The 24,280-nt window shown below is 39.4% G+C and carries 18 protein-coding genes; 13 read left to right on the top strand and 5 right to left on the bottom strand.

The annotated features are described in order from the left end of the window. Position 1: 1 nt before the first annotated feature. The 3 genes from QUE35_RS07300 to dgt all read right to left on the bottom strand — a co-directional run bounded on the left by QUE35_RS07300 (position 2) and on the right by dgt (position 6,260). Positions 2-2,929 (bottom strand): SusC/RagA family TonB-linked outer membrane protein, encoded by a 2,928-nt coding sequence (locus tag QUE35_RS07300; RefSeq protein ID WP_031258970.1) that lies wholly within the window; start codon positions 2,927-2,929, stop codon positions 2-4. A 753-nt stretch (positions 2,930-3,682) separates the two neighbouring features. After that, the gene (locus tag QUE35_RS07295; RefSeq protein WP_022601783.1) at positions 3,683-4,915 is read right to left on the bottom strand and encodes a TPM domain-containing protein; all 1,233 of its coding nucleotides are present in this window, start codon (positions 4,913-4,915) and stop codon (positions 3,683-3,685) included. A 16-nt stretch (positions 4,916-4,931) separates the two neighbouring features. Further along, on the bottom strand, positions 4,932-6,260 hold the full coding sequence (gene dgt, locus QUE35_RS07290; protein ID WP_022390086.1) for a dGTP triphosphohydrolase: 1,329 nt from the start codon (positions 6,258-6,260) through the stop codon (positions 4,932-4,934). A 300-nt stretch (positions 6,261-6,560) separates the two neighbouring features. Here dgt and dut point away from each other — a divergent pair, with 300 nt between their 5' ends. The 9 genes from dut to QUE35_RS07245 are packed head-to-tail and all read left to right on the top strand — an operon-like array spanning position 6,561 to position 16,931. Further along, positions 6,561-7,001, top strand: a complete 441-nt coding sequence (gene dut / locus QUE35_RS07285) for a dUTP diphosphatase (protein ID WP_022390085.1) — start codon at positions 6,561-6,563, stop codon at positions 6,999-7,001. Positions 7,002-7,031: 30 nt separating this feature from the next. Then, positions 7,032-8,780, top strand: a complete 1,749-nt coding sequence (locus QUE35_RS07280; protein ID WP_022390084.1) for a tetratricopeptide repeat protein — start codon at positions 7,032-7,034, stop codon at positions 8,778-8,780. After that, entirely contained in the window at positions 8,777-9,607 is an 831-nt protein-coding gene (gene lolB1, locus QUE35_RS07275; RefSeq protein ID WP_022601787.1) for a lipoprotein insertase outer membrane protein LolB1, read from the top strand. The genes QUE35_RS07280 and lolB1 overlap by 4 nt, the downstream gene beginning before the upstream one ends. Continuing rightward, positions 9,604-10,908, top strand: coding sequence for a murein hydrolase activator EnvC family protein (locus tag QUE35_RS07270; RefSeq protein WP_022601789.1), 1,305 nt, complete (start codon positions 9,604-9,606; stop codon positions 10,906-10,908). The genes lolB1 and QUE35_RS07270 overlap by 4 nt, the downstream gene beginning before the upstream one ends. Before the next feature lie 12 nt (positions 10,909-10,920). Beyond that, entirely contained in the window at positions 10,921-11,865 is a 945-nt protein-coding gene (locus tag QUE35_RS07265) for a GNAT family N-acetyltransferase (protein WP_122329728.1), read from the top strand. 26 nt (positions 11,866-11,891) lie between these two features. Continuing rightward, positions 11,892-13,625, top strand: a complete 1,734-nt coding sequence (locus QUE35_RS07260) for a hypothetical protein (protein ID WP_022601795.1) — start codon at positions 11,892-11,894, stop codon at positions 13,623-13,625. A gap of 9 nt (positions 13,626-13,634) precedes the next feature. Next, entirely contained in the window at positions 13,635-15,125 is a 1,491-nt protein-coding gene (locus QUE35_RS07255; protein ID WP_022601796.1) for an O-antigen translocase, read from the top strand. Between the two features lie 9 nt (positions 15,126-15,134). Next, a complete protein-coding gene (locus QUE35_RS07250) occupies positions 15,135-16,100 on the top strand; it encodes a glycosyltransferase family 2 protein (RefSeq protein ID WP_022601798.1) in 966 nt (321 codons plus the stop codon). 15 nt (positions 16,101-16,115) lie between these two features. Further along, complete coding sequence (locus QUE35_RS07245; protein ID WP_009317944.1) at positions 16,116-16,931, top strand: glycosyltransferase; 816 nt, start codon at positions 16,116-16,118, stop codon at positions 16,929-16,931. Position 16,932: 1 nt separating this feature from the next. Here QUE35_RS07245 and QUE35_RS07240 read toward each other — a convergent pair whose 3' ends face one another. Beyond that, positions 16,933-18,036 (bottom strand): glycosyltransferase, encoded by a 1,104-nt coding sequence (locus QUE35_RS07240; protein ID WP_022601802.1) that lies wholly within the window; start codon positions 18,034-18,036, stop codon positions 16,933-16,935. A 92-nt stretch (positions 18,037-18,128) separates the two neighbouring features. Here QUE35_RS07240 and QUE35_RS07235 point away from each other — a divergent pair, with 92 nt between their 5' ends. Continuing rightward, entirely contained in the window at positions 18,129-19,139 is a 1,011-nt protein-coding gene (locus tag QUE35_RS07235; protein ID WP_022601804.1) for a glycosyltransferase family 2 protein, read from the top strand. Between the two features lie 47 nt (positions 19,140-19,186). On the opposite strand, the gene QUE35_RS07230 is transcribed toward QUE35_RS07235, so the two are convergent. Then, positions 19,187-20,266 carry a M20 family metallo-hydrolase gene (locus tag QUE35_RS07230; protein ID WP_022601806.1) on the bottom strand — a complete coding sequence of 360 codons (1,080 nt, stop codon included), beginning with the start codon at positions 20,264-20,266 and terminating at the stop codon, positions 19,187-19,189. Positions 20,267-20,455: 189 nt separating this feature from the next. Between QUE35_RS07230 and QUE35_RS07225 the strand changes: the two genes are divergently transcribed. The 3 genes from QUE35_RS07225 to argB all read left to right on the top strand — a co-directional run bounded on the left by QUE35_RS07225 (position 20,456) and on the right by argB (position 24,272). After that, positions 20,456-22,267, top strand: a complete 1,812-nt coding sequence (locus QUE35_RS07225; protein WP_022601808.1) for an AMP-dependent synthetase/ligase — start codon at positions 20,456-20,458, stop codon at positions 22,265-22,267. 114 nt (positions 22,268-22,381) lie between these two features. Further along, positions 22,382-23,498 (top strand): peptide chain release factor 2 gene (gene prfB / locus QUE35_RS07220; RefSeq protein WP_122303684.1). Its coding sequence is split into 2 segments (ribosomal slippage): positions 22,382-22,444 and positions 22,446-23,498, totalling 1,116 coding nucleotides; the frame shifts between segments, so codons are not numbered across the junction. A 3-nt stretch (positions 23,499-23,501) separates the two neighbouring features. After that, positions 23,502-24,272 carry an acetylglutamate kinase gene (gene argB, locus QUE35_RS07215; protein WP_022601811.1) on the top strand — a complete coding sequence of 257 codons (771 nt, stop codon included), beginning with the start codon at positions 23,502-23,504 and terminating at the stop codon, positions 24,270-24,272. Positions 24,273-24,280 lie beyond the last annotated feature (8 nt).

Raw genomic sequence — 24,280 nt, 5'->3', positions numbered from 1 at the left:
ATTAAAATCGTACACCTACAGATAAAGAAACGCTTTTGGAGAACGGATAATCAGTTCCTCTTTCTTCTTTAAATGAGGATATTCTGAAAATATCATTCATATACAAACGGAAAGAAATACCTTGAGCTTTCATTGCTCGTACCCATTTACCTGCAGTTTCATAACCAAAACTGATAGATTCGCCGGATAGTACGTTTTCGTTGATTACGAAACGGGAAGACATCGGGGTACTTTCAAAATTATCGATCGCCTTGAATTTTGCCTTATCGCCCGGTTTCTGCCAACGATCATATAGGGCTCTTTTGTCTTGATTATAATACATCCCCTGTTCTGTTATATTTTCGACTTTGTTGTATAAAGCAGAAGCAAAAGTCTGTGCTCCTAACTGGTAACGTAAGTTGACGGATGCGGAAAATTGTTTGTAATAGAACGATACACTGAAAACTCCTTCGAGATCTTTTGCTGTAGATCCTACAACGACCTCATCATTTGCATCGTATTGAAATGTATAACTCCCGTCTTTTTTAATGAAAACTTCGCGTCCTGTCGCCGGATCTATACCTGCCGAGCGTACAGCCCATATATCGTCGGGACTTGCTCCGTCGTAGTAACGACGGAGGGATGTGCTGCTTCCTTTTTCATTCATGAAGTCGAGCTTATTTCCGATATTAAAGTATTCGGAAGTTCCGTTACTGAAAGTAAGATTAAAGTTCAACCGTGTCGTGGGGCGTTTTATTGCTGTATAGCTAATCATTCCGGAAAAACCTTTGGAGATCTGTCCGCCGAAATTGGTATATATCTTGTCTGTCCCGACAGATGGAGGCATAGGGATAGAAACCAGAAGAGGATCGGTTACTTTATAGTAATAGTCTCCGCCTATTCTCAGACGGCTATCCAAAAATTCAAAATCTATACCGAAGTTTTTGTCGATCGTCTTTTGCCATTCCAGCCCTTTGTTGGCGAATTTTTCTATAATAGCACTTGTGCCGAAATGATTTTGGTATTCGGGGTTATAAATATATGTTCCGGACGAAAGATAAGCATCGAAGTTTTGGTTGCCCGGATTACCTATCGAGAACCTCAGTTTCAACAGATCGATCCAATCGACCTGAAACCAACGTTCGTTGTTGATATTCCATGCGATACCGGCTGCCCAAGTTGAGGTAAACAACTTTTGAGCTCCGAATACAGACGATCCGTCGAAACGTAAACTTGCATCGACCATATATCTGTTTCGGTATGAGTAGTTTCCGTTCAGGTAGAAGCTTGTCGATCGACTTGTAGCGTTTTTATATGTCGGCTTTGCGCCCTCATCAAATCCTGCAGAGAATTGGGGGTTTTGATGGAGATCACTGGTAAATCCGTAAACGGAATATCCTGAGTTTTTGGTGCTTTTTTCACTAAAAGTCCATCCTCCTACGGCATTTATTTGGTGTCTGTCTTTAATGACTTTACCGTAAGTTAGCGTAATGTCTCCATTATAAGAAAAAGTTTCACTGTCGTTTTTAGAATAAGAACCTTTTTTATCTACACCTGTGAAATCCGGATGGCTCGGAGACTTGAATGCTTCATTTTGAGAGATCAACTTACTGATTCCTATACGGCCTCTCAATTGGAACGATTGAAGAAATCGCCATATAATGCTGAAATTGTCTCGTAAAGTGATGTCATTAGTGGCATCATTGTTAACGATGTTATAAAGATATAGAGGATTATAGATCGGTTCTCCTGCAACATCAAGAGGTTCTAACAGTTCCGATACAGTACCGTCGTCATTCGTTTTTCTGTAATAAGGATTTGCTTCGGCAAATTTTGAAAATTCTACTGGTTCTCGCTTTGAGTTTACCAAATCGACATTGAATTTGTTCGAGAAAATTAAAGAATTCTTGCGATAGGTGAGGTCGATGTTTCCGCTCATAATTTGTCTGTCAGAACCTTTCATTACTCCGCTTTCATCGTTATAGCTTAGTCCTATACCATACTGCATGGCTTTGTCCCCTCCGTCTACATATAGGTTGTGAGAGTGATTGAAGACCGCTCGCAAAGGTTCTGACAACCAGTAAGTATCTACGCCTCTTTTTATCTCTTTCAGTCGGCTGTAATAGAGGGCGTCTAATGCATCCTGACTTTCCATATTGTCTTTAGCCGTGTAACGTCCGGCGAGAAGTTCGTATTGTAGCTTTTCTTCTCCGTTCATAAGATTGTATCCTGTTAGATCAGGCATCTGCAATTGGAAGTTTCCACTGTAAGAAACTCTTAATTGTCCGGGTTCGGGTTTTACGGTTTCCACAACAATGACCCCATTGGCAGATTTTGACCCGTATATTGCGGTGGATGCTGCATCTTTTAGCACTGTAACGTTAGCGATACGGTCCATGTTCAAGTTCATGATGTCATTTATTGTGACTTCTATTCCGTCCAAAATAAAAAGCGGTTGGTTGGCTGTATTGTCATAATCTGAAGAAAGTTCTCCGACGATACTGGTTTTCCCTCTAATCTCCATATCCGGCATTCGGTTCGGGTCAGAACCCCAAGTGTTATTGTCCATTACTTTTAGTGAGGGTTCCAAAGTTTTCAAACTTTGAATTAGGTTTTTTGTACCGATTGTTTTTAGATCTTCTTTTGAATAAGTTGTTGCCGAACCGGTAAAACTGTCTTTTTTACGAACATAGATACCGGTAACCACGACATCCTGTATTTTTTTTACCTTTTCTTCCAGAACGATTATCGCAGATTTTTGTCCGGTGAAAGTAAATTCTTTGGGCTCCATACCCAAACAACTGATAATGATGATTTGCTTACCTTCCGGAATATTTTTTAATATGAAATTTCCGTATGCATCTGTCGAAGTTCCTGATGCCGGTTTGCTTTTGACGTATACCACAGCTCCCGGAAGAGGTTCACCCGACTGATCTTTTACAACTCCCATGAAAGTTCTTTCTTTTGAAGTTTTTTCTTTTGAGTTTTTTGTATCCTTATCATTATTTTGAGAAAATAACGGGAGTCCGGAGAATAAACATACCAAAAAAATAAAAAGATATTTTTGCATGAGTAATATTCTAAGAAATTATAGTTTAGTAAGTAGCATATTTTAAAATCAAAAAACTTTGCTGAAAAATAATATCGATAACACAGTTTAGGTTATGTTCTTTCGACTGTTTATTTATATTGAAATTTGTATCCGATTATCGGACATTACTTATTTGATTTATTTGCATCGATTGTTATAAAATTTCTATCGGTTTTAACCGTTTTCTTACTTATTTCTCGCATTTTAATAATATGATAAACATTTGTGATATTTTGAGTGATTCTTAAAATGGTGTGCAAATATAGATATTTGTATAGAAATACAGTGTTAATTATCCTAAAATAATAATTTTATTATTTAGAATGATTCTTCTTAAATTATATTATGTGTTTATAATACAAAGCTTTGCAATAATAATATTTATATTTTTATCTCTTTGTATATTTACTCAATAATTAGACCTATATTAGGGAAATGCATATAGAAGAAAGAAAATAGGTTTATGGCATTTTGTGGCTCTTTGTTTGTTAAAGGTATACTTTTGTCGGGAATTAATGCTCTCCAGAATCGGTTTATAAAATAATCTATTTTTGATTTTAGAATATTTCTATTTGCATAAAATAGATGATATAGAATAAATATGCATATAAATTACCATCCGGATGTTGCTCCTCCGCCTCCGGATCGGCCACCACCGAAACTTCCTCCGCTAAAACCTCCGAAACCGCCGCCTCTTCGGTTATTCCCGGATGCGACGATGATCATAGGTATTATGTAAGTGCTTTTTTTCTGGAAATTACAGTGTGCACAATGGTATATTTTTTCGCCTGTTCCGGTTGAAAACGGAGTTGGTGCAATTAGTATGCGATCTCGATCTAAGCTGTAAGCTTTTGCATGGCATTGCGGACAGGAGCTGTATTTGGTATAACGATTTTCGTATGGATAGACTTCTGTATTTCCGCACTGGTCGCATAGCCAGACGTCATAATCGACCGATTGTAATTTTTCTTCGGTGTTTTCTTGCGGAGTTAAATAACGGTTATCTTCCTCTTCATTGAGTTTTTTCATTTTTGATCCGCATAGGTCGCATTTCCGAGGTTTGTTTCTCAATTGTTTTAATCGGATCGAAATCCATATATACAGGAATAATACGAAAACCGGGAAAATAAAAGAGAGTACGGCTAAGGTATTTTTATATCCTGACAAAGCTCTATATTGCTCATAATTGTCTTTCGTTTTCGATGATTTCACGGATGACCGTATCATAAAAAGCAATATCATGGAAAATAAAAGAGAGGTGATTGCATAATATTGTAATACTTTACCCCAGTCTTCTTGTGCGGTTTGGCTCTGTACCCATAATTCATCTTGAGCTTCCGGAGTACTTAATCTGTGATATATGGCGTTCAATCCCTGTAACATTCCTTTATCGTAATTTTCTGTTTTAAATTCAGGAAGCATGTACCGAGTTTGAATGCGTTTGCAGATGGCATCCGGTAAAATACCTTCCAATCCGTATCCTGTTTCGAATGTGATTTTACGTTGGTCTAAAACGAATAATATCAACAGTCCGTTGTCTTTTTCCCGTTTTCCTATACCCCAATGTTCGAATAATGCGGTAGCGAATTGCTTTATATCGGCATCCCCAATGGAATTTACGGCTACGACGGCAACTTCAGCGCTTGTTTTCGTTTGAAGAGAGTCCAGCAATAAGTTTATTTGCTGTTCTGCCGAGGGAGAGAGTATTGCATCCGGATTGCTTACGAATGCTTTGGCATTCTGTAAATGCACATTGGGGACGGTTTCGATGGTGTATTCTGTTCCGAAAAGTAATGTCGTAGAAAAAAGGAAAAAAGACAGTATGGAAAAATATATTCGTTTCATTGTTATTCGTTGTTGGTTATAAAGCCGGAAGGCTCATTCCGTTTATTTTTCGATATAAGTCCAGCGCATATACATCTGTCATGCCGGAGATGTAGTCGATAACGGCTTGAATTCTTTTATAGATATTTTCGTCCCGGGTTTCGTATTGCCCCGGCACTTTATTCAATAGCAGTTGCGAATATGCTTTACCGGGATTGATGACCGCATCGATCAGTTTATCCAATAGAACAGAAATGATGCGGTTACCGGCAAGTTCTATGTCCAGAACATCCGAAGCTTTGTAGATGTGTTCATAAGCTACATCGGAGCAATTTTTATAGGCATTTCGCGGAGTTTCGCCAATGTGGTTTATAAGTACGCCATCGAATTCTCCTCTCAAAAGCTCCTCTTCTCTTTCACAAAAAATTCGAGAGCATTCATCTACCAATACTCCTACTACGCAGGAGCGTAAATAAGCGATTTGCTCGTTGATGTCCGATACTATATTCAACGTTTCCTGAATGTGTTTCAAACGAGAACCCGAAAAGAACCCGAGAAACAGTTCTTTTGTTTTCTCGGTCGTTAATATTTTGAGCTTGTGTGCATCTTCTATATCCATTACCTGATAACAGATATCGTCTGCTGCTTCTACTAAGTAAACGAGCGGGTGTCGGCAGTATCGTATTCCGAATGTATCCATACGCAACATGCCTAAGGTATCTGCTACTTTGACAAAATCATCGGCTTCGGAAGTAAAAAAGCCGAACTTTCCTTTTTCTCCTGCAAGATTCGATGCGTAAGGGTATTTTACGATCGATGCCAAAGTCGAATAAGTCATAACGAATCCTCCGGCCCGTCGTCCGTTAAATTGATGAGTCAATAATCGAAAAGCATTTGCATTCCCTTCAAAATGGGTCAAGTCTTTCCATTCGTCTGTTCCCAGTTTATTTTTTAAGCTGAGGCCGTTTCCCTCTGAAAAATAAGTAGCGATAGCTCTTTCTCCGGAATGTCCGAAAGGCGGGTTGCCCATATCATGAGCCAGACAGGCGGCAGCGACAATAGCTCCGATACCGTGTAATTTCCCGGCCCAAGGTTCGTTTGCATACTTTTCAAATAAGACGGAAGAAACATTGTTGCCTAATGATCTACCGACACATGAAACTTCGAGACTGTGAGTTAACCGGTTATGTACAAATACGCTTCCGGGAAGAGGAAATACCTGGGTCTTGTTTTGCAATCTTCTGAACGGAGCAGAAAAAACAAGGCGGTCATAGTCTCTTTGAAAATCGGAACGTGAATGTCGTCGTTCTTCGTGATAGCGTTCCAATCCGAATCGTTTAGAGGAGAGTAAACGCTCCCAAGACATTCTGGATTCTGTATATTTCATTTTGTTTCGAATACGATGTTGTTTGGCAAAAATACAAAAAAAATAATACCTCGATAAATGATCTTGTTTCTCTTTATTTAGAAACGGATATTTATGACAAGATTAAAAATACAAAATAACTGAGTCAAATCGATTGTTTTTATAGAAAATAGTTCAGAGAAAGCATTAAAAATAAAAAAATAGCAAGATAGTTTAAGGTTATTTCGTTATTTTCGCAGGTTAATATATTGGGTTTTCGATAATGAAAACACGATCGAAATAAACAGGAAATTGTTGATTATGGAAGTTAAAGTAAAGATAGTTAACCGGTCGAGACATAAATTGCCGGAATATGGTACGGAGCACGCTGCAGGAATGGATATTCGTGCTAACTTGGATGAACCTGTGGTACTTAAACCGATGCAGCGGGTACTGATTCCTACGGGATTATATATCGAACTTCCCGAAGGATATGAAGCCCAGATACGTCCTCGTAGTGGGCTGGCGTTGAAAAAGGGAATAGGGATTCTCAATTCTCCGGGTACGATCGATGCCGATTATCGAGGAGAGATTGGTATTATTTTGATTAATTTTTCGAATGAAGATTTTGTCATTAATGATGGTGAACGCATCTGTCAAATGGTTGTAAAAGAATATTGTCGGGTAGATTGGGTCGAAGTGCAAACCCTTGAAGATAGCGACCGAGGAGCAGGAGGTTTTGGACATACGGGTGTAAAATAAAAGTGTTTTTGTATACAATTTTTTTTGTAAATGAGATATATAGATTATCGTTTATTGCTCTGTTTGACATTATTGTCAGTTTGTTTTTCTTGCGGAAGTAGTCGTAATTTCAGCAAAAAGCGAACGGATGTCGGAAGAGTTTTGTCTGAATCGGATCAACGTAAGTTCGACTATTTTTTTCTGGAAGCCGACCGGATGAAAAATCTCGGGAAACAGGATGCTGCTTTTGATTTGTTGCAGCAAGCTGCTGCTATAGATACGTCGAGTGCCGTTGTCAAATATAATTTAGCCAATTATTACCTGCATTTAAAAAAGCCGCAGCTTGCGTATGATTGTTTAAAAGAAGCTGCGGAGAAAAGTCCGGATAACTATTGGTATAATGTTATGGCTGCCAATCTTGCTCAGAATCTCGGTGATGCTGAGCAGGCGATTTCTCTGATTCGACGGATGATCGAATATAATCCTAATAAGCCGGAGTTGAATTATATGTTGGCGGAGGTTTATGCGCAAAAGGGCGATTTTCAGCAGGCCATAGATGCGTATAATCAATTAGAACAATCGATGGGTGTCGTAGAACCTATAATTCTTCAAAAAGTAAAACTGTATAAGGCCTTAAAACAAGATGACAAGGCTTTTGCCGAAGTGCAGCGTTTGATCGATGCTCATCCGAAAGATATTACTTATCTTATTTTGTTGGGAGATCTTTATCTTGATTCGAATCGGGATGAAGATGCCTGGAAAGTATATCAACATGCCGGTGAAATAGAGCCTGACAATGCATATTTGATGGTGTCTAAAGCCAACTATTACAATAAGAAGGGGGATAAAGAAGCTTATCAGAAGCAAATTCTGGATGCTTTGCTGAGTAAAAATCTGGATGTGGAGACTAAACAGAAAATATTGACCGGTTTTCTTTCGGAGTTGTTGCAGAAAAAAGAGAATTTGGATCAAGCGGATTCGATGTTTTCCGCATTGCTCGAAATGCATCCTCAAGAGGAGGAACTTCATAAATTGTATGCTGATGTATTGTGGATACGTCAGAAAAAGAACGATGCCATTGCGCAGATGCAGATTGCTGTAGATTTAGCTCCCGTACGTTTGGAATATTGGCAGCAATTAATAGGTGCTATTTTGGATCAGAAGAAATATGACGATGCTATTGTCGCAGGAGAAAAAGCTCTTTCTTATTTACCCGATGAAGCTGTTTTGTATATCTATTTAGGTTCGTCCTATATGATGAAAAAAGAGTATGATAAGGCTGTTGCAACATTAAGAACCGGCTTAAAGCATACCAATCCTGAAAATCGCGCCCTTATTTCTGATTTATACGGACAAATAGGCGATACCTATTATCAGGCGCAGCAACCGGATTCTGCTTATGCCGCATTCGATAAGGCTTTGGAATATAATCCCGGAAATATCGGGGTTTTAAATAATTACAGTTATTATTTGGCTCTTCAGAAGAAAGATTTGTCGAAGGCTGAAAGAATGAGCGGAGATGCTGTTAAACAAGAACCTGATAATCCGACTTATCTTGATACGTATGCATGGGTATTTTTCCAACAAGGAAATTATACGCTGGCAAAAATATATTTAAAAAGTGCATTGGACAAGGGCGGAAATGAAAGTGCTGCATTGTTGGAACATTATGGAGACGTTTTGTTTATGACGGGGGATGTCGATGGTGCTTTGGAGTATTGGAATGATGCCCTTGAAAAAGGCAGCGATTCTAAAATGTTGCCTCAGAAAATAAAAGATAAAAAATATTACGAAGAATGAGAAGATTCATTTGGGCTGTGTCCATAGCTTTCGGAGTTCTGTTTGTCGGATGTAAGACTTCCCATATCGGAGAAAAGATGAAAATATCCGGAGAACAGTCGGAGTCGGAAAAACGTGTTTTTTCCGATTGTCTGAAGAATAGTCCGGATTATACGTCTTACTCTGCGAAAACTTCTTTTGTGATAACCACAAGTGCGGGAAATTTGAAAAGTAAAGCGACAGTACGTATAATAAAGGATAAGATTTTACAAATATCGGTTCAACCGTTTTTAGGGATCGAAATGTTCCGTGTGCGGCTAACTAATGACAGTGTTTGGATTTTGGATAAAATGGGAAAACGTTATGTTGCGGAATCTATAGCGGCATATAAATCGAAATTACCGGTCGATTTGTCTCTTTCTACTATACAAGCATTGTTTTTGGGAAGACCTTTTTTACCGGGGAAAGATCGTTTGGATATATCGGATTACCGAAATTTTTCTTGGATGAAAGAAAAATCGGATTGGAGCTTTTCTATAAAAGATCTGTCCCGTTTTTCTTGTTTATTCGAGTTGGATGAGTTGGCACGTTTAAGAGAAACACGAGCTTTGGATATATCCGGACAAATGCAGATAACATGGAGCTATTCGAAATTTACGAATCAAGGGGAATTTTGGTTTCCTTCGGAAATGGAGGTCCGGACAAGCGGAATAGGAAATAAAAACTTGACTCTTAAAATGGAGAATATTTCTCCCGAGTGGAACAAGACTTTTAACGTAGATTTTTCGGTGTCTTCACAATATAGAAAAGTGCCGATACGTGATTTGTTAAATATGTTTTTGAAATGATAAAGCGTACATTGATAATTTGTTTGATGGCTGTGGTTGCCGTGACTTCTGTTGCTCAATCGTCTAAAAAAGTAAAAGATTTGCAGAAACAGAGGAAAGAAGCGTTGCAATCTATTGCGAAGACCGATAAGGAGTTGAAGACTACGAAAAAGTCGGCTCTCCAATCTTTGCATCAATTGAACAAGTTGACGGCTGAGATAACGAAACATAAGGAAGTGATCACAGCTTTGAATGCCGAAATCTCGAATATTAATAAACAAGAGAGAAAGATTAATGAAACGATATCCCGACTCGAGAAAGATTTGAATGCCAAGAAAGAGGCTTATGCCAAAGCTATCCGGGGAATTGCAGGTAGAAATTCGGGTTATGAAACTTTGATGTTTGTTTTTTCATCGAATTCTTTAAATCAATCTTATCGAAGGATTCGTTACTTGCGGGAATATTCGGCTTGGAGGAAAAAGGAGGCGATAAAGATATCCGAACAACAGGCAGAGTTGGAAAAGAAAAAAGCAGAATTGGCTAAAACCCGGGCTGAAAAAAATGCGGTATTGGGAAAACGTACCGATGCTGCAAATAAGTTGAAACAGAAAGAGAAGTCGCAGAAAGAGGTTGTGGCAGATCTTAAGAAGAAAGAAAAAGAACTTCAGAAAGAACTGAATGCCCAAAGAAAACAGGCTGCAGCTTTGAATCGCCGTATCGAACAATTGATTGCCGAGGAGGCTCGTAGAGCCGCAGAAGAAGCAAGACGTGCGGCGGAAGCGGCAAAAAAAGCGGCAAACGCCGATAAAAAATCCGGGAAGAATGCTTCTGCTTCTGCTGGGGAGGTTCGCAAATCTCAGACAAAGGGCGGTTACGCCATGACTAAGGACGAACTTGAGTTGTCGAACAGTTTTTCTCAGAATAAAGGACGTTTGCCTATGCCTTTATCCGGCAAATATATGATCGTAGGACATTTCGGACAGCAACAGCATCAGGAGTTGAAATATGTGCAGGTAAACAGTAGCGGTATAGATATACAAACGACACCGGGAACAACGGCCCGTTCTGTTTTCAATGGTGTGGTTACCCGTGTATTTGTAATGCCGGGTTATAACAGTTCGGTCATTATCCGACACGGGAATTACCTGACGATCTATTCCAATCTTAGCGAAGTGTTTGTAAAGGCCGGAGATAAAGTGACTACGAGACAATCTATCGGGAGAATTTATTCCGATCCGGAAGAAAATAACCGTACCGTATTGCATTTTCAGCTTTGGAAAGAGACTACTAAACTTAACCCTGAACCGTGGTTGAATAAATAATAATCAGGCAATATGGAAACCCGGATCGAAATACAGCAATATATTCCGGCTTTACAGCCTGAATGGGATTATTTTATTGCAAATTCCAGAAATGGAACATTCCTTTTTTTTCGGAATTATATGGATTATCATTCAGACAGATTTATCGATAATTCTTTGTTATTCCGTTATAAAGGAAAGTTGATTGCCGTGTTGCCTGCTAATCGGGAAGGGGATGTATTGTGGTCTCATCAAGGATTGACGTACGGAGGTCTGGTGCTGTCTTCAAAATGTACGGCAGATAGGGTATTGAATATTTTTTCTCTGTTGTTCTCTTGGCTGTCGGAACAGGGTTTTTCTAAGCTCGTTTATAAATGCGTACCGGATATTTATCATCGTTATCCTTCTCAAGAGGATTTATATGCATTATTCAGGAATAATGCGAGGTTGGTTGCTCGCAATCTTTCCACGACAGTTTCTATTCCGTGCAGGATTCCTTTCAGCCAACTGCGTCGTCGCGGAATAAAAAGGGCTCTGTCTTGCGGGATTGTTGTACAGGAATCTTCTGATTTGGAAAGTTTTTGGCGGGTATTGTCTGAAAATTTGTCGGATCGTTATAATAGACTGCCGGTGCATACCGTAGAAGAAATGTCCCTTCTGAAAGGACGTTTTCCGAATAACATACGGTTATTTACAGCTTGCAAAGGGGAACGAGTTGTTGCCGGATGTGTGATTTTCGAGATGGATGAATGGGTTCATTCGCAATATATATCCGCATCTCCAGAAGGGAAAGAATTCGGAGCTCTTGACTTGTTGTTCCACTACCTGATTACCGATCGCTATTCAGATAGGAAAGTCTTTGATTTCGGACAATCTACAGAGAATAAAGGTTCTTTTCTTAATTCCGGATTAATCGCTCAAAAAGAAGGATTCGGAGGAAGAGGCATCGTATATGATACGTATGAATTGAGTTGGTAACCGAAGATTAACCTTGATTTAAACGAATGGAAAGAAAAAGTGATGTGATATTGGCGATCGAGAGAATGCCGCAATGGGTATTTTTATCGATTCTGTTTTTGTTCCAGCTCATATTTATTCCGCAAGGTCTCGATTTTGCTGATGAAGGTTTCTTTATGACATTTTATCAGCAAATTTTTAATGATCCTGAATCGGTTACATACGCATTTATGTATTGGTTTGCAGGCATATTGGGAGGATCGCTTTATGCTTTGTTTCCTGAAGGCGGTTTGCTATTGATGCGTTTTGCCGGAGTTTTGATAATTGTTTTAACAGCAGCGTTTGTCTGTCGTATTTTAAAACCTTATTTACCGCTTTGGACTATCCGTGTCGGGGTAGCTATGTCTGTTCTGTATATTTTCGATGATGTGCCGAGTCTTTATTATAATAATGTCAGCGCGTTATTGTATGTAGGGGGTATCGGTTTGTTGTTAAAAGGAATACGTGCTGAAAATAGTAAGGGCTGGATTATCGGGGCCGGGATGATATTTGCACTGAACGCATTTACCCGGATTCCGAATGTTCTTGGAGTCGTATTCGTTTTAATAATTCTTTATGAAGCTTGGATCTTCAGGAAAGGAATCAAATGGGCTGTCTGTACTGCAGCTTATTTTCTGACGGGATATTTCTCAGCACTACTTTTGGTTTTTTTGTTTATGTGGAGAGTCGGTCATTTGCACCCTTTCTTTACATGTCTCGATTGGATATTTCATATAGGTCAATCTTCTGAGGCATCTCATAATATTTATTCGATGTTCAGAACAACGGTCAGACAATATTTAGAAATAGGGTTTACCGGGTTGTTTTTTGCATTTTGGGGAATATGTTTCTTTTATTTGATAAGGAGATTCAGGAATAAGACTTTTATCAGAATAGTCGCTATTTTTGCATTTCTTGTTCTTGCTTCTTTTTTATATTTTTATGGAGCGTTATATTTGCTTTATTTCCTTTCGTTAGCTACAGTTTTGTTTTTATTGTGGAAAGAACCGTCGTCTATAAAAACTGTGGCTTTAGCTGCCGGAATGTTACTGGTTATTCAGCCTTTGGGGAGTGACGGAGCTGTTGATCTCGTGGGGAGATTTTCGATGTTTTTGACTTTGCCGTTGATTGTAGCTTATTCGGAAAAGGAAGTTCGGGAACTCTCTGTTTCGAGAGGAATTTCGAATCGTATACTGAAAAAAACAGGATTGATTTTGCTGATATTGTTTGTCTGTCTATCGGTTCAAAGACATGTAAGTTATACCTATTTCGATCAAGGATCGCGTTTTAAGAAAATCTATTCGGTCGATCATCCCTTTTTAAGAGGAATTTATACTTCTCAAAAAAGAGCTTCTGTATCTCAGGAAGTGCTTTCCGCATTGGACAGATATGTTTCGGAAGGGGATTATACATTGATTTATGATAATTCTCCGATGTTGCATTATTTAACACAGACAAAGCCCTATGCATATAATCCTTGGCTCTATTTATATGATAAAGATCTGCTACAAGAGGCTTTATCCCGTGCCGGTAGAGAGCGTCAGGCTCTTCCGGTAGTCGTACTTCAGAAATTCAAAGGACTATGGATCGATTGGCCGGATGGTTATTCGGATGATTATATGGCAAATGATGCGAATAAAGGAAAGAATCTGTTGATAAATCGTTTCTTGCACAAGAATAAGTACCTTAAAATTTGGACTAACGGCTATTATGAAATCTGGCTTCCGAAATATGAAAAATAAAGTATAATAATGTCAGAAAAAGGCTCTGTCTCAACATATCGACGTATTGTAAAATCTACCGGGTTATTCGGTGGAGTGCAGGTTATCGGCATTATTTGTTCCTTTGTAAAGGTAAAGTTTATTGCAATATGGCTTGGGGCGGAAGGAGTCGGTATCATAAATTTATACAATGCGGCGCTTGAGATGATTGCTGCCGTTACCGGATTGGGCTTGCGTCAAAGTACGGTACGGGATGTATCGAAAGCCGTATCGCAGAAAAACGAGCATCGGCTGTCAGAAGTGGTAACTGTCGTTCGGCGTTGGTCGTGGTTTGTGGGTTTGGCCGGGGCAGTGATCGTTTTGTCGTTTGCGCCCTTATTGAGCCGCTTGACATTCGACAACGATCAGCATATTTGGGGGTTCGTTTGGCTTTCATGCGCTTTGCTTTTCAATGCCCTGTCTTCGGGAGAGCAGGCTGTCTTGCAGGGATTGGGACGGATAAAGGTTCTTGCCAAGAGTAGTGTTTGGGGAGCTGTTACCGCATTATTGCTATCACTGCCGATGTATTATTTTTGGCGCATAGAGGGTATTGTGCCTTCTTTGATTCTTGTTGCTTTGACAAGTTTGATTTTTACTTGGATTTATAGTCGGAGAGTCCCGGTACGAGCAGCCAAATTATCGGCTGGAGAAACGTGGAATATAGGAAAACCTATGGCTATGCTCGGCATCTATATGACGATAAGCGGCTTTATAACGACGTTATTGAATTATCTTTTTATAGCTTGGCTTAACTCCCATTCTAGTATGGCGGATGTCGGGTACTATACTTCAGGATATACTTTGATAACTCGTTATGTAGGGTTGGTCTTTACGGCTATGGGAACAGAATATTATCCTCGTCTGGCTGCAATAGCCGATGACCGGAAACTGGTCGGAGAACAGGTTTCGAGGCAGGCAGAAGCCTCATTGATTATTTTGCTGCCTGTCGTCTGCTTGTTTCTTGTTTGCCAGTCTTGGATTATCAGGATTCTTTATACAACAGATTTTTTGCGGATAGGGGATTATATATCTTGGGCGATTATAGGAGTTTTGTTTAAAGCGGTTTCCTGGACTATGGGGTTTGTGGTGTTAGCAAAAGGTGCTGGAAAATTATTTATGATTACGGAATTTTTTTCTGATACGGTATCTTTTGTTCTGAATATAACGGCATATATGGTTTGGGGACTTGAGGGAATAGGCATCGCTTATTTGATGAATTTCTTTCTTTACGGAACAGGTATGTGGCTCTTGTGCCGGCGATATTATAGATTGAGATTCGAGCATTCGTTTTATCGAGTGTTGATAACGGTACTTTCGATTTGTCTGCCTGCATTTGCGTTCTGCCGGTTCGGTCAAACCGGCTGGTATATGTTGGCAGCGTGGTTGTTTACAGGTATATCTGTGATTTATTCAATAACGATGCTGAAAAAAAGGCTCGGTTGGAAAATGTTGAATAAATCGGACGAAAATGATGATAAATAGATTGATATTATGGTGAAGTTATCGATAATTATACCGGTATATAATGGTGAGGAGTATATAGATCGTTGCTTGCAAAGTTGTTTGCGACAAGATATACCTGCCGATAGCTATGAAATTGTCGTTGTAGATGACGGTTCGACCGATAGCAGTAATGTCATCTTATCACGTTATGCGATGGAGCATGCCAACGTTGTCGTATTGACTCAGAGTAATAAAAAACAGGGGGCGGCCCGTAATTACGGATTGAGCAAGGCTCAGGGTGAATATATTTGGTTTGTGGATAGTGACGATTGGATAGAAGCCAATTGTTTGGGACGTCTGCTGGCATTGTGCGATGATAATGGTATCGAAGTATTGGCGATAGATCGTATAAATACCGATGGAAAGAGCTTTCAAGAAAAGTTAAGAAATACACCTGCCGATAAAATTTTTTCCGGACTCGATTTCTTCAAAGTATTGAATAATAATTTGGCCATTTGCCTCTATCTGTGGCGACGTGAATTATTGTTACGGCATAAGCTGCGTTTTGTAGAAGGGGTTGTTCATGAGGATACTGAATTTATTCCTCGTGCGCTCTTTTATGCTAAATCGGTTTTATATAGTCGCCAGCCTGTTTATTATGTATATTGCCGTCCGGGCTCGACGACTCGAAAAGCGTCTTTACAACGTTGCCTTGATTTGATAACGGTAGCTGAACGTCTGATCATTTTCTGTAAAGAGCATAATGAGGTTGCATCATATATAAATCGTATGGTAGGAGACTGTATATGTACGGCAGTGCGGTTGAGTGATAGCCTGTCTGTGAGAGAACGAAAGGTATTTTATGCACGTATATCGGCTTATAAAGTATCATTTTGTAATGTATTGTATCATCGCGGAGGATGTAAGAATAGGATAGAAGGTTTTCTTTTTTATATAAATCCGAGGCTATACAACCGGATTGACCGGTGGGTGGGTCGAGTAAAAAAACGATAAATAAAATTAGAAATTATGGTATTACATGTTCTGGTTTGTACCTTAGATGAAGGAATAACACGAGTGCCACATTTGTTAAAACCTGAGCGGGAAGATGTACGTTATGTCGTTTCTTTTCAATATAGTGACGAGAAATTTCTCTCGCTTATTCCTGATGCGTTGAGACGGGAAGATGTGCGGATAGTTACTTTACCGGGTAGGGGATTGTGCCGAAACCGTAATCATGTAATGACATTTGTCAATGACGGAATAGCGCTTATTGCCGATGATGACCTTTTTTATTTTGAAGATACGTTCGATACGATTTTAGATACTTTTCGCACTCATGAAGAGATAGACCTTGCATTTTTTAAAACAAAGACTCCTGATGGAGAACCGGAGTATAGAGAGTACCCTTCGATAGAGAGAGCTTATACTCGATGGAAAGGATATGCTCCTTGTTCCAGAGAGATAGCTTTTAGAGTAGAAGCCGTGAAGCAAAAAGGAATATGGTTTGACGAACGGTTCGGGTTGGGAAGTGCCCGGTTATCCGGAGGAGAAGAACTCATGTTTGTTGATGCCTGTTTGAAACAAGGGTTGCAAGCTCGTTTTTTCCCTAAATATATTGTTCTTCATCCATGTATGTCTAACGGCGATAGTAGTGCTTTTACTTTGCGTGCGGCAATGACGATGGGTGCGTTGTGCCACCATTTTAAGGGCTGGTTGGCTTTTCCGGCAATGGTGAAATTTACTTGGCAGGCTTTCAGAAAAGGAGAAAAACGACCGGTATCGCCTTTCAAATACTATATTTGGCTTGTTAAGGGTATTTTATATGAACGTGCGACGAGATAGATTATCGGGATTCCCAGAAATGAAGGTATTCTCCGGCTACTTTGATATGATCATGATGTTTTTCTACGAAATGACGACTGTTTAAAGATAGTTGTTCTAACGATTCCCGATGCATTATCAATGATTCGGCTTTTTGGTAAATATCCTGTTCGTCCGGTAAAACATTGATAATAGGTCTGTTTTCTTGTTCTCCCATAAGGTCGTACATTTCCGGTTCTCCTCCTCCGATAACGACCATACCTTTCGCCATGGCGATCAATCCGTTCATCCCCGGAGTATATGAATATAATTGATCGAGCAGAATGTCCGATCCGTACATCATTTGCTTATATTCTTGATAAGGAACAGAGACGGCTTTGGCTATTTTTACTGTATCAGGATAATCTCTTTCCAGTTTTTGCAGAACATTGAGCATTCGGTCTGTCCCTTTTAATTCATTGCGGTCTTTTTGTATTCCGATAAAAAATTGTACCTGTTCGGGGTATTTCGGAATGTTGCGTAGCGGGTGTTCTTGCAGATTTATCGGTAAGGGCAAGTATTTTGCTTTTTCTTTAAATTCGGAATAATAAGAAATATAATATTCATATAGGCAGCATGATATCCCGTTTGCTTCTTCTGCCATTTTTTTATTTATTTCGGCTTTTTCACCAGTCATCCATTCCTGAATGGTTTTTTCATTACCAGGAATATACGTGTTGAAACTATCCCCTATGTAAAAGTCCGAGTATCTGAATGTCTTTTTGTCGAGACAATGTTTTACCCAATAGTGATCTGTTCCGAAAGCTCCTAAAAAGATCTTTTTATTGTGCTTTTTGAGGAATCTGAATATTCTGTAACAAGTGCTTGCTTTGAAATCGAGAAAGCAGGGATGATTGATTTGTACGATATCATATCCTGTCAGGTCTTTTAAATGGTATATAAGCGATCCTGCATAGCGTAGAGTGTCGGGAAAGCTATAACTTTTACGTTTTAGATTGATGTCACGATTGTTGTTCATCCATACGCTGCCGTTAGATATGACAGTAACTTTATGTCCGAGAGATCGGAGACCCTCAGACAAAGTCCAATGCAGATTACTGGCTTCTCCTAATAGCAGTATTTTCATCAATATTCCGATTTATTGACAAAGATAGCTTTTTTATCCAGCTTATGGGAAAGTCATGAAAAAAATGTATCTTCGTTTCCAAATCCTGAGTTATGCTTGAGATCAGTATTATTATCCCCGTATATAATGCGGAATCCTATATAGAGAGATGTTTGCAAAGTATTATATCTTCTTCTGTCCCAGAAGGTAGTTATGAGATTATAGCGGTAGACGACAGTTCTTCGGATCGTAGTCTGGAATTGTTGCAGAAGATGGAAGGACAAATACCGCAGTTGCATGTTTACCACCGGCGAAAAGCCGGACCGGGAGGAGCACGGAATTTGGGGATGAATTATGCCAAAGGTCGCTATATCATGTTTGTCGATGCTGATGATTATATCAATACGGCATCTTTTTCTCATTTGCTGTCTTTACTGATTTCTCAATATGATCAAGATATTGTCGGGTTCGATTATTTAAAAGTCGATTTGGAAGGAAATGAAAAACCGTATAGCAATCAATTGTTGCCCTATTGCAGGGAGATGTCCGGTGCAGAATATATGAATATGCAGCAACCGTTGGGGATTCTTTGGGGATATTTTTTTAATCGAAGATTTGTGCTTAAAAATAACTTGAAATTTCAGGAAAAAATAGCACATTCGGATGAGGATTTTGTATCACGGGCATTTTGTGTTGCCGAGACGGTTACGTTTTTGCCGGTGTTGCTTTATTATTACTGTTATAATAGTGAGTCTGTAATCAATAAACAGGGAAAAGAATATGAAGAAAAACGCTTTTATGATAATATGAAGGTGATTGACGGATTATGTATATATCGTCAGGAATTGTCTGATTCTTTTGTCGGGAGCGGATTAGATAGAAAAATAGATTATCTGGTAATAAGCGTGATCAGATTGTTAGTCAGAAAACGTATGGATGATGAGTTTATCAAAATGTGCTTGAGTTTTTTTACAGAAATAAATCTTTATCCTTTGCCTTATCGCAGATATGACTGGAAATATTCTTTTTTCAGGGTTCTTACATATACTCCGAAACGAATTTTATGGTGGAAAAGGTATATTGACACACCGGTTATCGGAAAAATAGCGGAGAAAATCTTTTAACAGAGAAACATCTCCGAAAAAACTCTCAACCCTGATGCAAGCAAAATTTAGGCAGGCTCTAAAGAAAGCCTGTCCAATAATTTTATGTATAGATCGATTGCTTCTCTGATTTCGCTTTTCAAAATAAATTCGTTTGCCGTGTGTGATCGTGCCGAATCTCCCGGACCTATTTTTACGGAGGTAAAAGGCATTAAGGCCTGATCTGAAAGGGTCGGAGATCCGAAAGGCTGTAATCCTAACATTTTTGCCCGTATAATAATCGGATGATCCGGTTCTATTTTTGACGAATTGAGCCTGAAAGATCTGGCCTTCATTTCACAGTTGATGTTTTTCTGCAAAATGGAGAATGCCTCTTCATTTTTATAGAGTTCGTTTGTCCGGACATCGACTACAAAGTCGCAACGGCCGGGTATTACATTATGTTGAGTACCCGCTTGAACTTGTGTGACGCTGAGTTTTACAGCTCCTAATTGTTCTGAAACTTTCGGGAATTGAAAATTTTGGAAATTCTCGATTATTTTTATGGCTTTGTATATTGCGTTTTCTCCTTCATTCCGTGCTGCGTGTCCCGATTTGCCATATACCGAGCAGTCGAGAACCATCAATCCTTTTTCTCCTGTGGCAGGCTGCATTCCTGTGGGTTCTCCTACCACAGCTAAAGAGATGGGCGGTAATTCCGGTAATACAGATTCTATTCCGTTCTTTCCCGAAACTTCTTCTTCTGCAGATGCAAGAAAGATGAGATTATAAGGTTGTTGATTTTCGGTGAGAAAAATGAACACATGCAATAGACTTACTAATGATGCTCCAGCATCGTTACTACCCAATCCGAAGATTCGATCATCCGTTTCCGTGGCGGTATAAGGTTCTTTTTCCCAACCGGATACCGGTTTTACCGTATCGATATGAGAATTGAGCAGGAGAGTAGGACGTTTTTTGTCAAAATGCGGTGAAACAGCCCAGACGTTATTCCCTTTCCTAAAAATTTGATTTTTGTAGGGATAAATGTTTTTTAAATATTGTTCGAGAACATTGGCCGCATTGTTTTCTTCCCGGCTTATGGATGGAGTTTCTATAAGTTCTTTCAGAAGATCGATAGCCTGGTAATAAAGTTCGTCAGTACTCATTTAGACTTTTTGTTTGGGTAACTTGACAAAAGTAATGAATAATTCGGGTTTAAAGAAAAATGTTAAAACAAACTGCATTAAATCATTGTTTTTCTATGTAAAAGGGCTTATTCTCCCTTAAAACTTATTAAAATAGTAAACGTTTGGTTTTTATCATTACCTTTGCAACTGATTTTATTTATATATTATATGGCAATAAAACACTTTTCTCTGTTGGTGCGCAGTCAAGCGGAGAAGTATGGTGACCGGGAAGTATTCCGTCATAAAGATTTTGAGAATGATAAATGGATATCCACTTCTTGGACTCAATTTTCGGAACAGGTAGAGCATATTGCGTTGGCTTTCCTTACAATGGATGTCCGAGAACAGGAAAATATAGCGACTTATACGCAGAATAGACCGGAAGGTTTAATTATAGATTTTGCCGCATACGAAAACCGGGCAGTAGTTGTACCTCTTTATGCAACCAGTTCACAATCCCAAATCGAGTATATTATTAATGAAGCGGAAGTCCGCTTTTTGTTTGTCGGAGGACAATTTCAGTATGATAATGCTTATGCTGCCCGTAAAAACTGTACTTCGTTAGAAAAGCTCATTATTCTTGATCCTTCTGTAAAATTGGCTGAGGATGATACCATATCGATTCGTTTCGAAGATTTGTATAAGATCGGTAAGCAGGCAGATAACGCTCTTCGTAATACTTTGGAACAGCGTATGCTGAGTGCTTCGGATGAGGATTTAGTAAGTATTATTTACACTTCCGGAACGACAGGAGAACCTAAAGGGGTGATGCTTACGAACTCTAACTTCAATGAGGCTATGCGTATTCATATTCAAAGGTTGAAAATGGTTTCTGAGAAAGATATTTCTTTATGTTTTTTGCCGTTGACTCATATCTTTGAACGTGCATGGACTTATTTTTGTCTGGTGAAGGGTATCCGAGTAGTTATAAATCAAAAACCTGATGAAATACAGTCGGTTATAAAAGAGGTTCGTCCTACTATTATGTGTAGTGTCCCTCGTTTTTGGGAGAAAGTCTATACGGCTGTGCAGGAAAAAATTTCTACGAGTAAAGGCATTCAACGAATAATGATGATGAAGGCTGTGGAAGCCGGTCGAAAGCGAAATATAGATTTTCTTCGTTTAGAGAAAAAAGTGCCTTTCTTTTTAGAGTGCCGATATCGTCTTTGGGATAAATTGGTTTTATCTAAAATAAGGAAGGCGATAGGTGTTGAAAACGGAAATATATTTCCGACTGCCGGAGCGCCTTTATCAGATACGATAAATGAATTTTTGCATTCTTGCGGCATAAATATCATATACGGATACGGACTTTCGGAAACAACCGCCACGGTAACTTGTTTTGAGACTTCGGGCTACGAATTCGGAACAGTAGGTACTACTCTGCCCGATATTCAGGTGAAAATGGGTGAGGATAACGAAATTTTGGTAAAGGGCGGTACTGTCATGAAGGGGTATTATAAAAAACCGGAAGAAACGGCAAAAGTTTTTACGAAAGACGGATGGTTCAAAACCGGAGATGCCGGGAAATTGAATGCTGAAGGATCATTAGTATTGACCGAACGTATTAAAGATTTATTTAAGACATCGACCGGTAAATACATAGCTCCGCAAGCTATCGAAACAAAGTTGGGAGAAGATAAGTATATCGATCAAGTCGCTGTTATCGGGGATCAGCGTAAATATGTAACGGCGATTATTATTCCGGCTTATGAAGCATTAAAAGAATATGCGGCTCAAAAGCAGATACAATATCGAAATTTGGAGGAATTGGTTAAGAATCAAAGTATTCAGAAATTGATACAGGAGCGTATCTCGGAATTGCAGGCTAATTTTGCACGATTCGAACAGATCAAACGTTTTACGTTGCTGCCTCGTGCATTCAGTATGGAAACCGGTGAGCTGACGAATACCTTGAAAATCAGGAGACCGGTTATCAATCAGCTCTATCGTGCCGAGATAGAAGCTATGTATATGTAATAGTTGCTTATTGAAGCAGTAATTTGTAAACGCCGTGTTGCGTGAAGTCGATTGTATTATGAAACTTGCGCAGTACGGCGTACTTTAATTTGGTTAATATATTTGAGTTAAGAAATGATTACGACAGAACAACTAAAAGAGACGGAAGAACGCAAGTTGGCGTTGAGGAGGTATCTTTGACATCGATGCGAAATTGATTCAGGTCGAAGAGGAAGAACTGAGAACTCATGTCCCGGATTTTTGGGATGACCGAAAAAAAGCCGAAGTCCAGATGAAAAAAGTGAAAGATCTTAAATTCTGGATAGAAAGTTATGATGAGGTCGCAAAATCAGTGGACGAATTGAAAATTGCTTTTGATTTTGTAAAGGAAGAGGTGATTACAGAATCAGAGTTGGATGAGATTTATGCAAGGACGATCACTCTGATTGAAAATCTTGAATTGCGGAATATGCTTCGTAGAGAAGAAGATAAATTGGGGGCTGTTCTGAAAATCAATTCAGGTGCAGGAGGAACGGAAAGTCAGGATTGGGCTTCTATGTTGATGCGTATGTATTTGCGCTGGTGTGAGTCTCATGGCTATAAAGCCTCGATTTCGAATCTGCTCGAGGGAGATGAAGCCGGAATTAAGAGTGTTACGATACAGATCGAAGGAGATTATGTATATGGATATTTAAAGAGTGAGAACGGAGTGCATCGTTTAGTGCGTGTTTCACCCTTTAATGCTCAAGGTAAACGTATGACATCGTTTGCCTCGGCTTTTGTAACACCTTTGGTCGATGATACTATCGAAGTAGAGATCAGTCAGGCTTGCATCTCGTGGGATACATTCCGTTCGGGAGGTGCTGGAGGACAAAATGTAAATAAAGTTGAATCCGGTGTGCGTTTACGGTATCAATATAAAGATCCTTATACCGGAGAAGAAGAGGAGATCTTGATCGAAAATACCGAGACTCGAGACCAACCGAAAAATAAGGAAAATGCTTTGCGCCAACTGCGGTCTATCTTATATGATAAAGAACTGAAGCACCGTATGGCGGAACAGGAAAAGATCGAGGCCGGAAAGAAAAAGATCGAATGGGGATCGCAAATACGCAGTTATGTGTTTGATGACAGACGGGTTAAAGATCACAGAACCAATTATCAAACTTCCGATGTACAAGGGGTAATGGATGGGAATATCGATGCTTTTATAAAAGCTTATTTAATGGAATTCGGTGGAGAAAATGTTTAGAAAATGGAAAAATTGACATTGATAAAAGTCGGGGGTAAAATTGTAGAAGAACCCGATACTTTACAGAGTCTGTTAAAAACTTTTGCTCAAATTCCCGGACATAAAGTTTTGGTACATGGAGGAGGACGTTCAGCGACTAAAGTTGCTGCTCAGTTGGGGCTTGAAAGCGTAATGGTAAATGGCCGACGAGTTACGGATGCGGAGACGTTAAAAGTCGTAACGATGGTTTACGGAGGCTTGGTGAGTAAGAATATTGTTGCGGGATTGCAGTCTTTGTCTGTAAATGCACTGGGAATGACCGGTGCGGATATGGATATTATCAGATCTGAAAAGCGCCCTGTAAAAGAAGTGGATTACGGTTTTGTCGGGGATGTAAAGAAAGTACGGGGCGATATGCTGGCTACGTTGATTCGTACGGGAGTCGTGCCGGTTTTAGCTCCGCTTACGCATGACGGAAAGGGTCAATTATTGAATACGAATGCCGATACTATTGCCGGAGAAGCCGCAAAGGCTCTTGCTGCGTATTTTGATGTGACTTTGGTTTTCTGTTTCGAGAAGAGAGGGGTTTTGAAAGATGAAAATGATGATGATAGCGTGATTCCGGTTATTAATAGAGTGCAGTTCGAACAATATGTGCAAGACGGGATTGTTCAGGGTGGAATGATTCCTAAACTCGAAAATGCTTTTCAGGCGATTGATGCCGGAGTTAAAGAGGTCGTTATTACTCAAGCTTCGGCAATATTATCCGATACGGGAACACGTATTGTAAAGTGATATTCGAT

The sequence above is a fragment of the Coprobacter fastidiosus genome (genome assembly GCF_030296935.1).
Classification (GTDB): domain Bacteria; phylum Bacteroidota; class Bacteroidia; order Bacteroidales; family Coprobacteraceae; genus Coprobacter; species Coprobacter fastidiosus.
The sequence above is the reverse complement of the archived record's forward strand: the minus strand, read 5'-3'. Positions and strand labels throughout refer to the sequence as shown.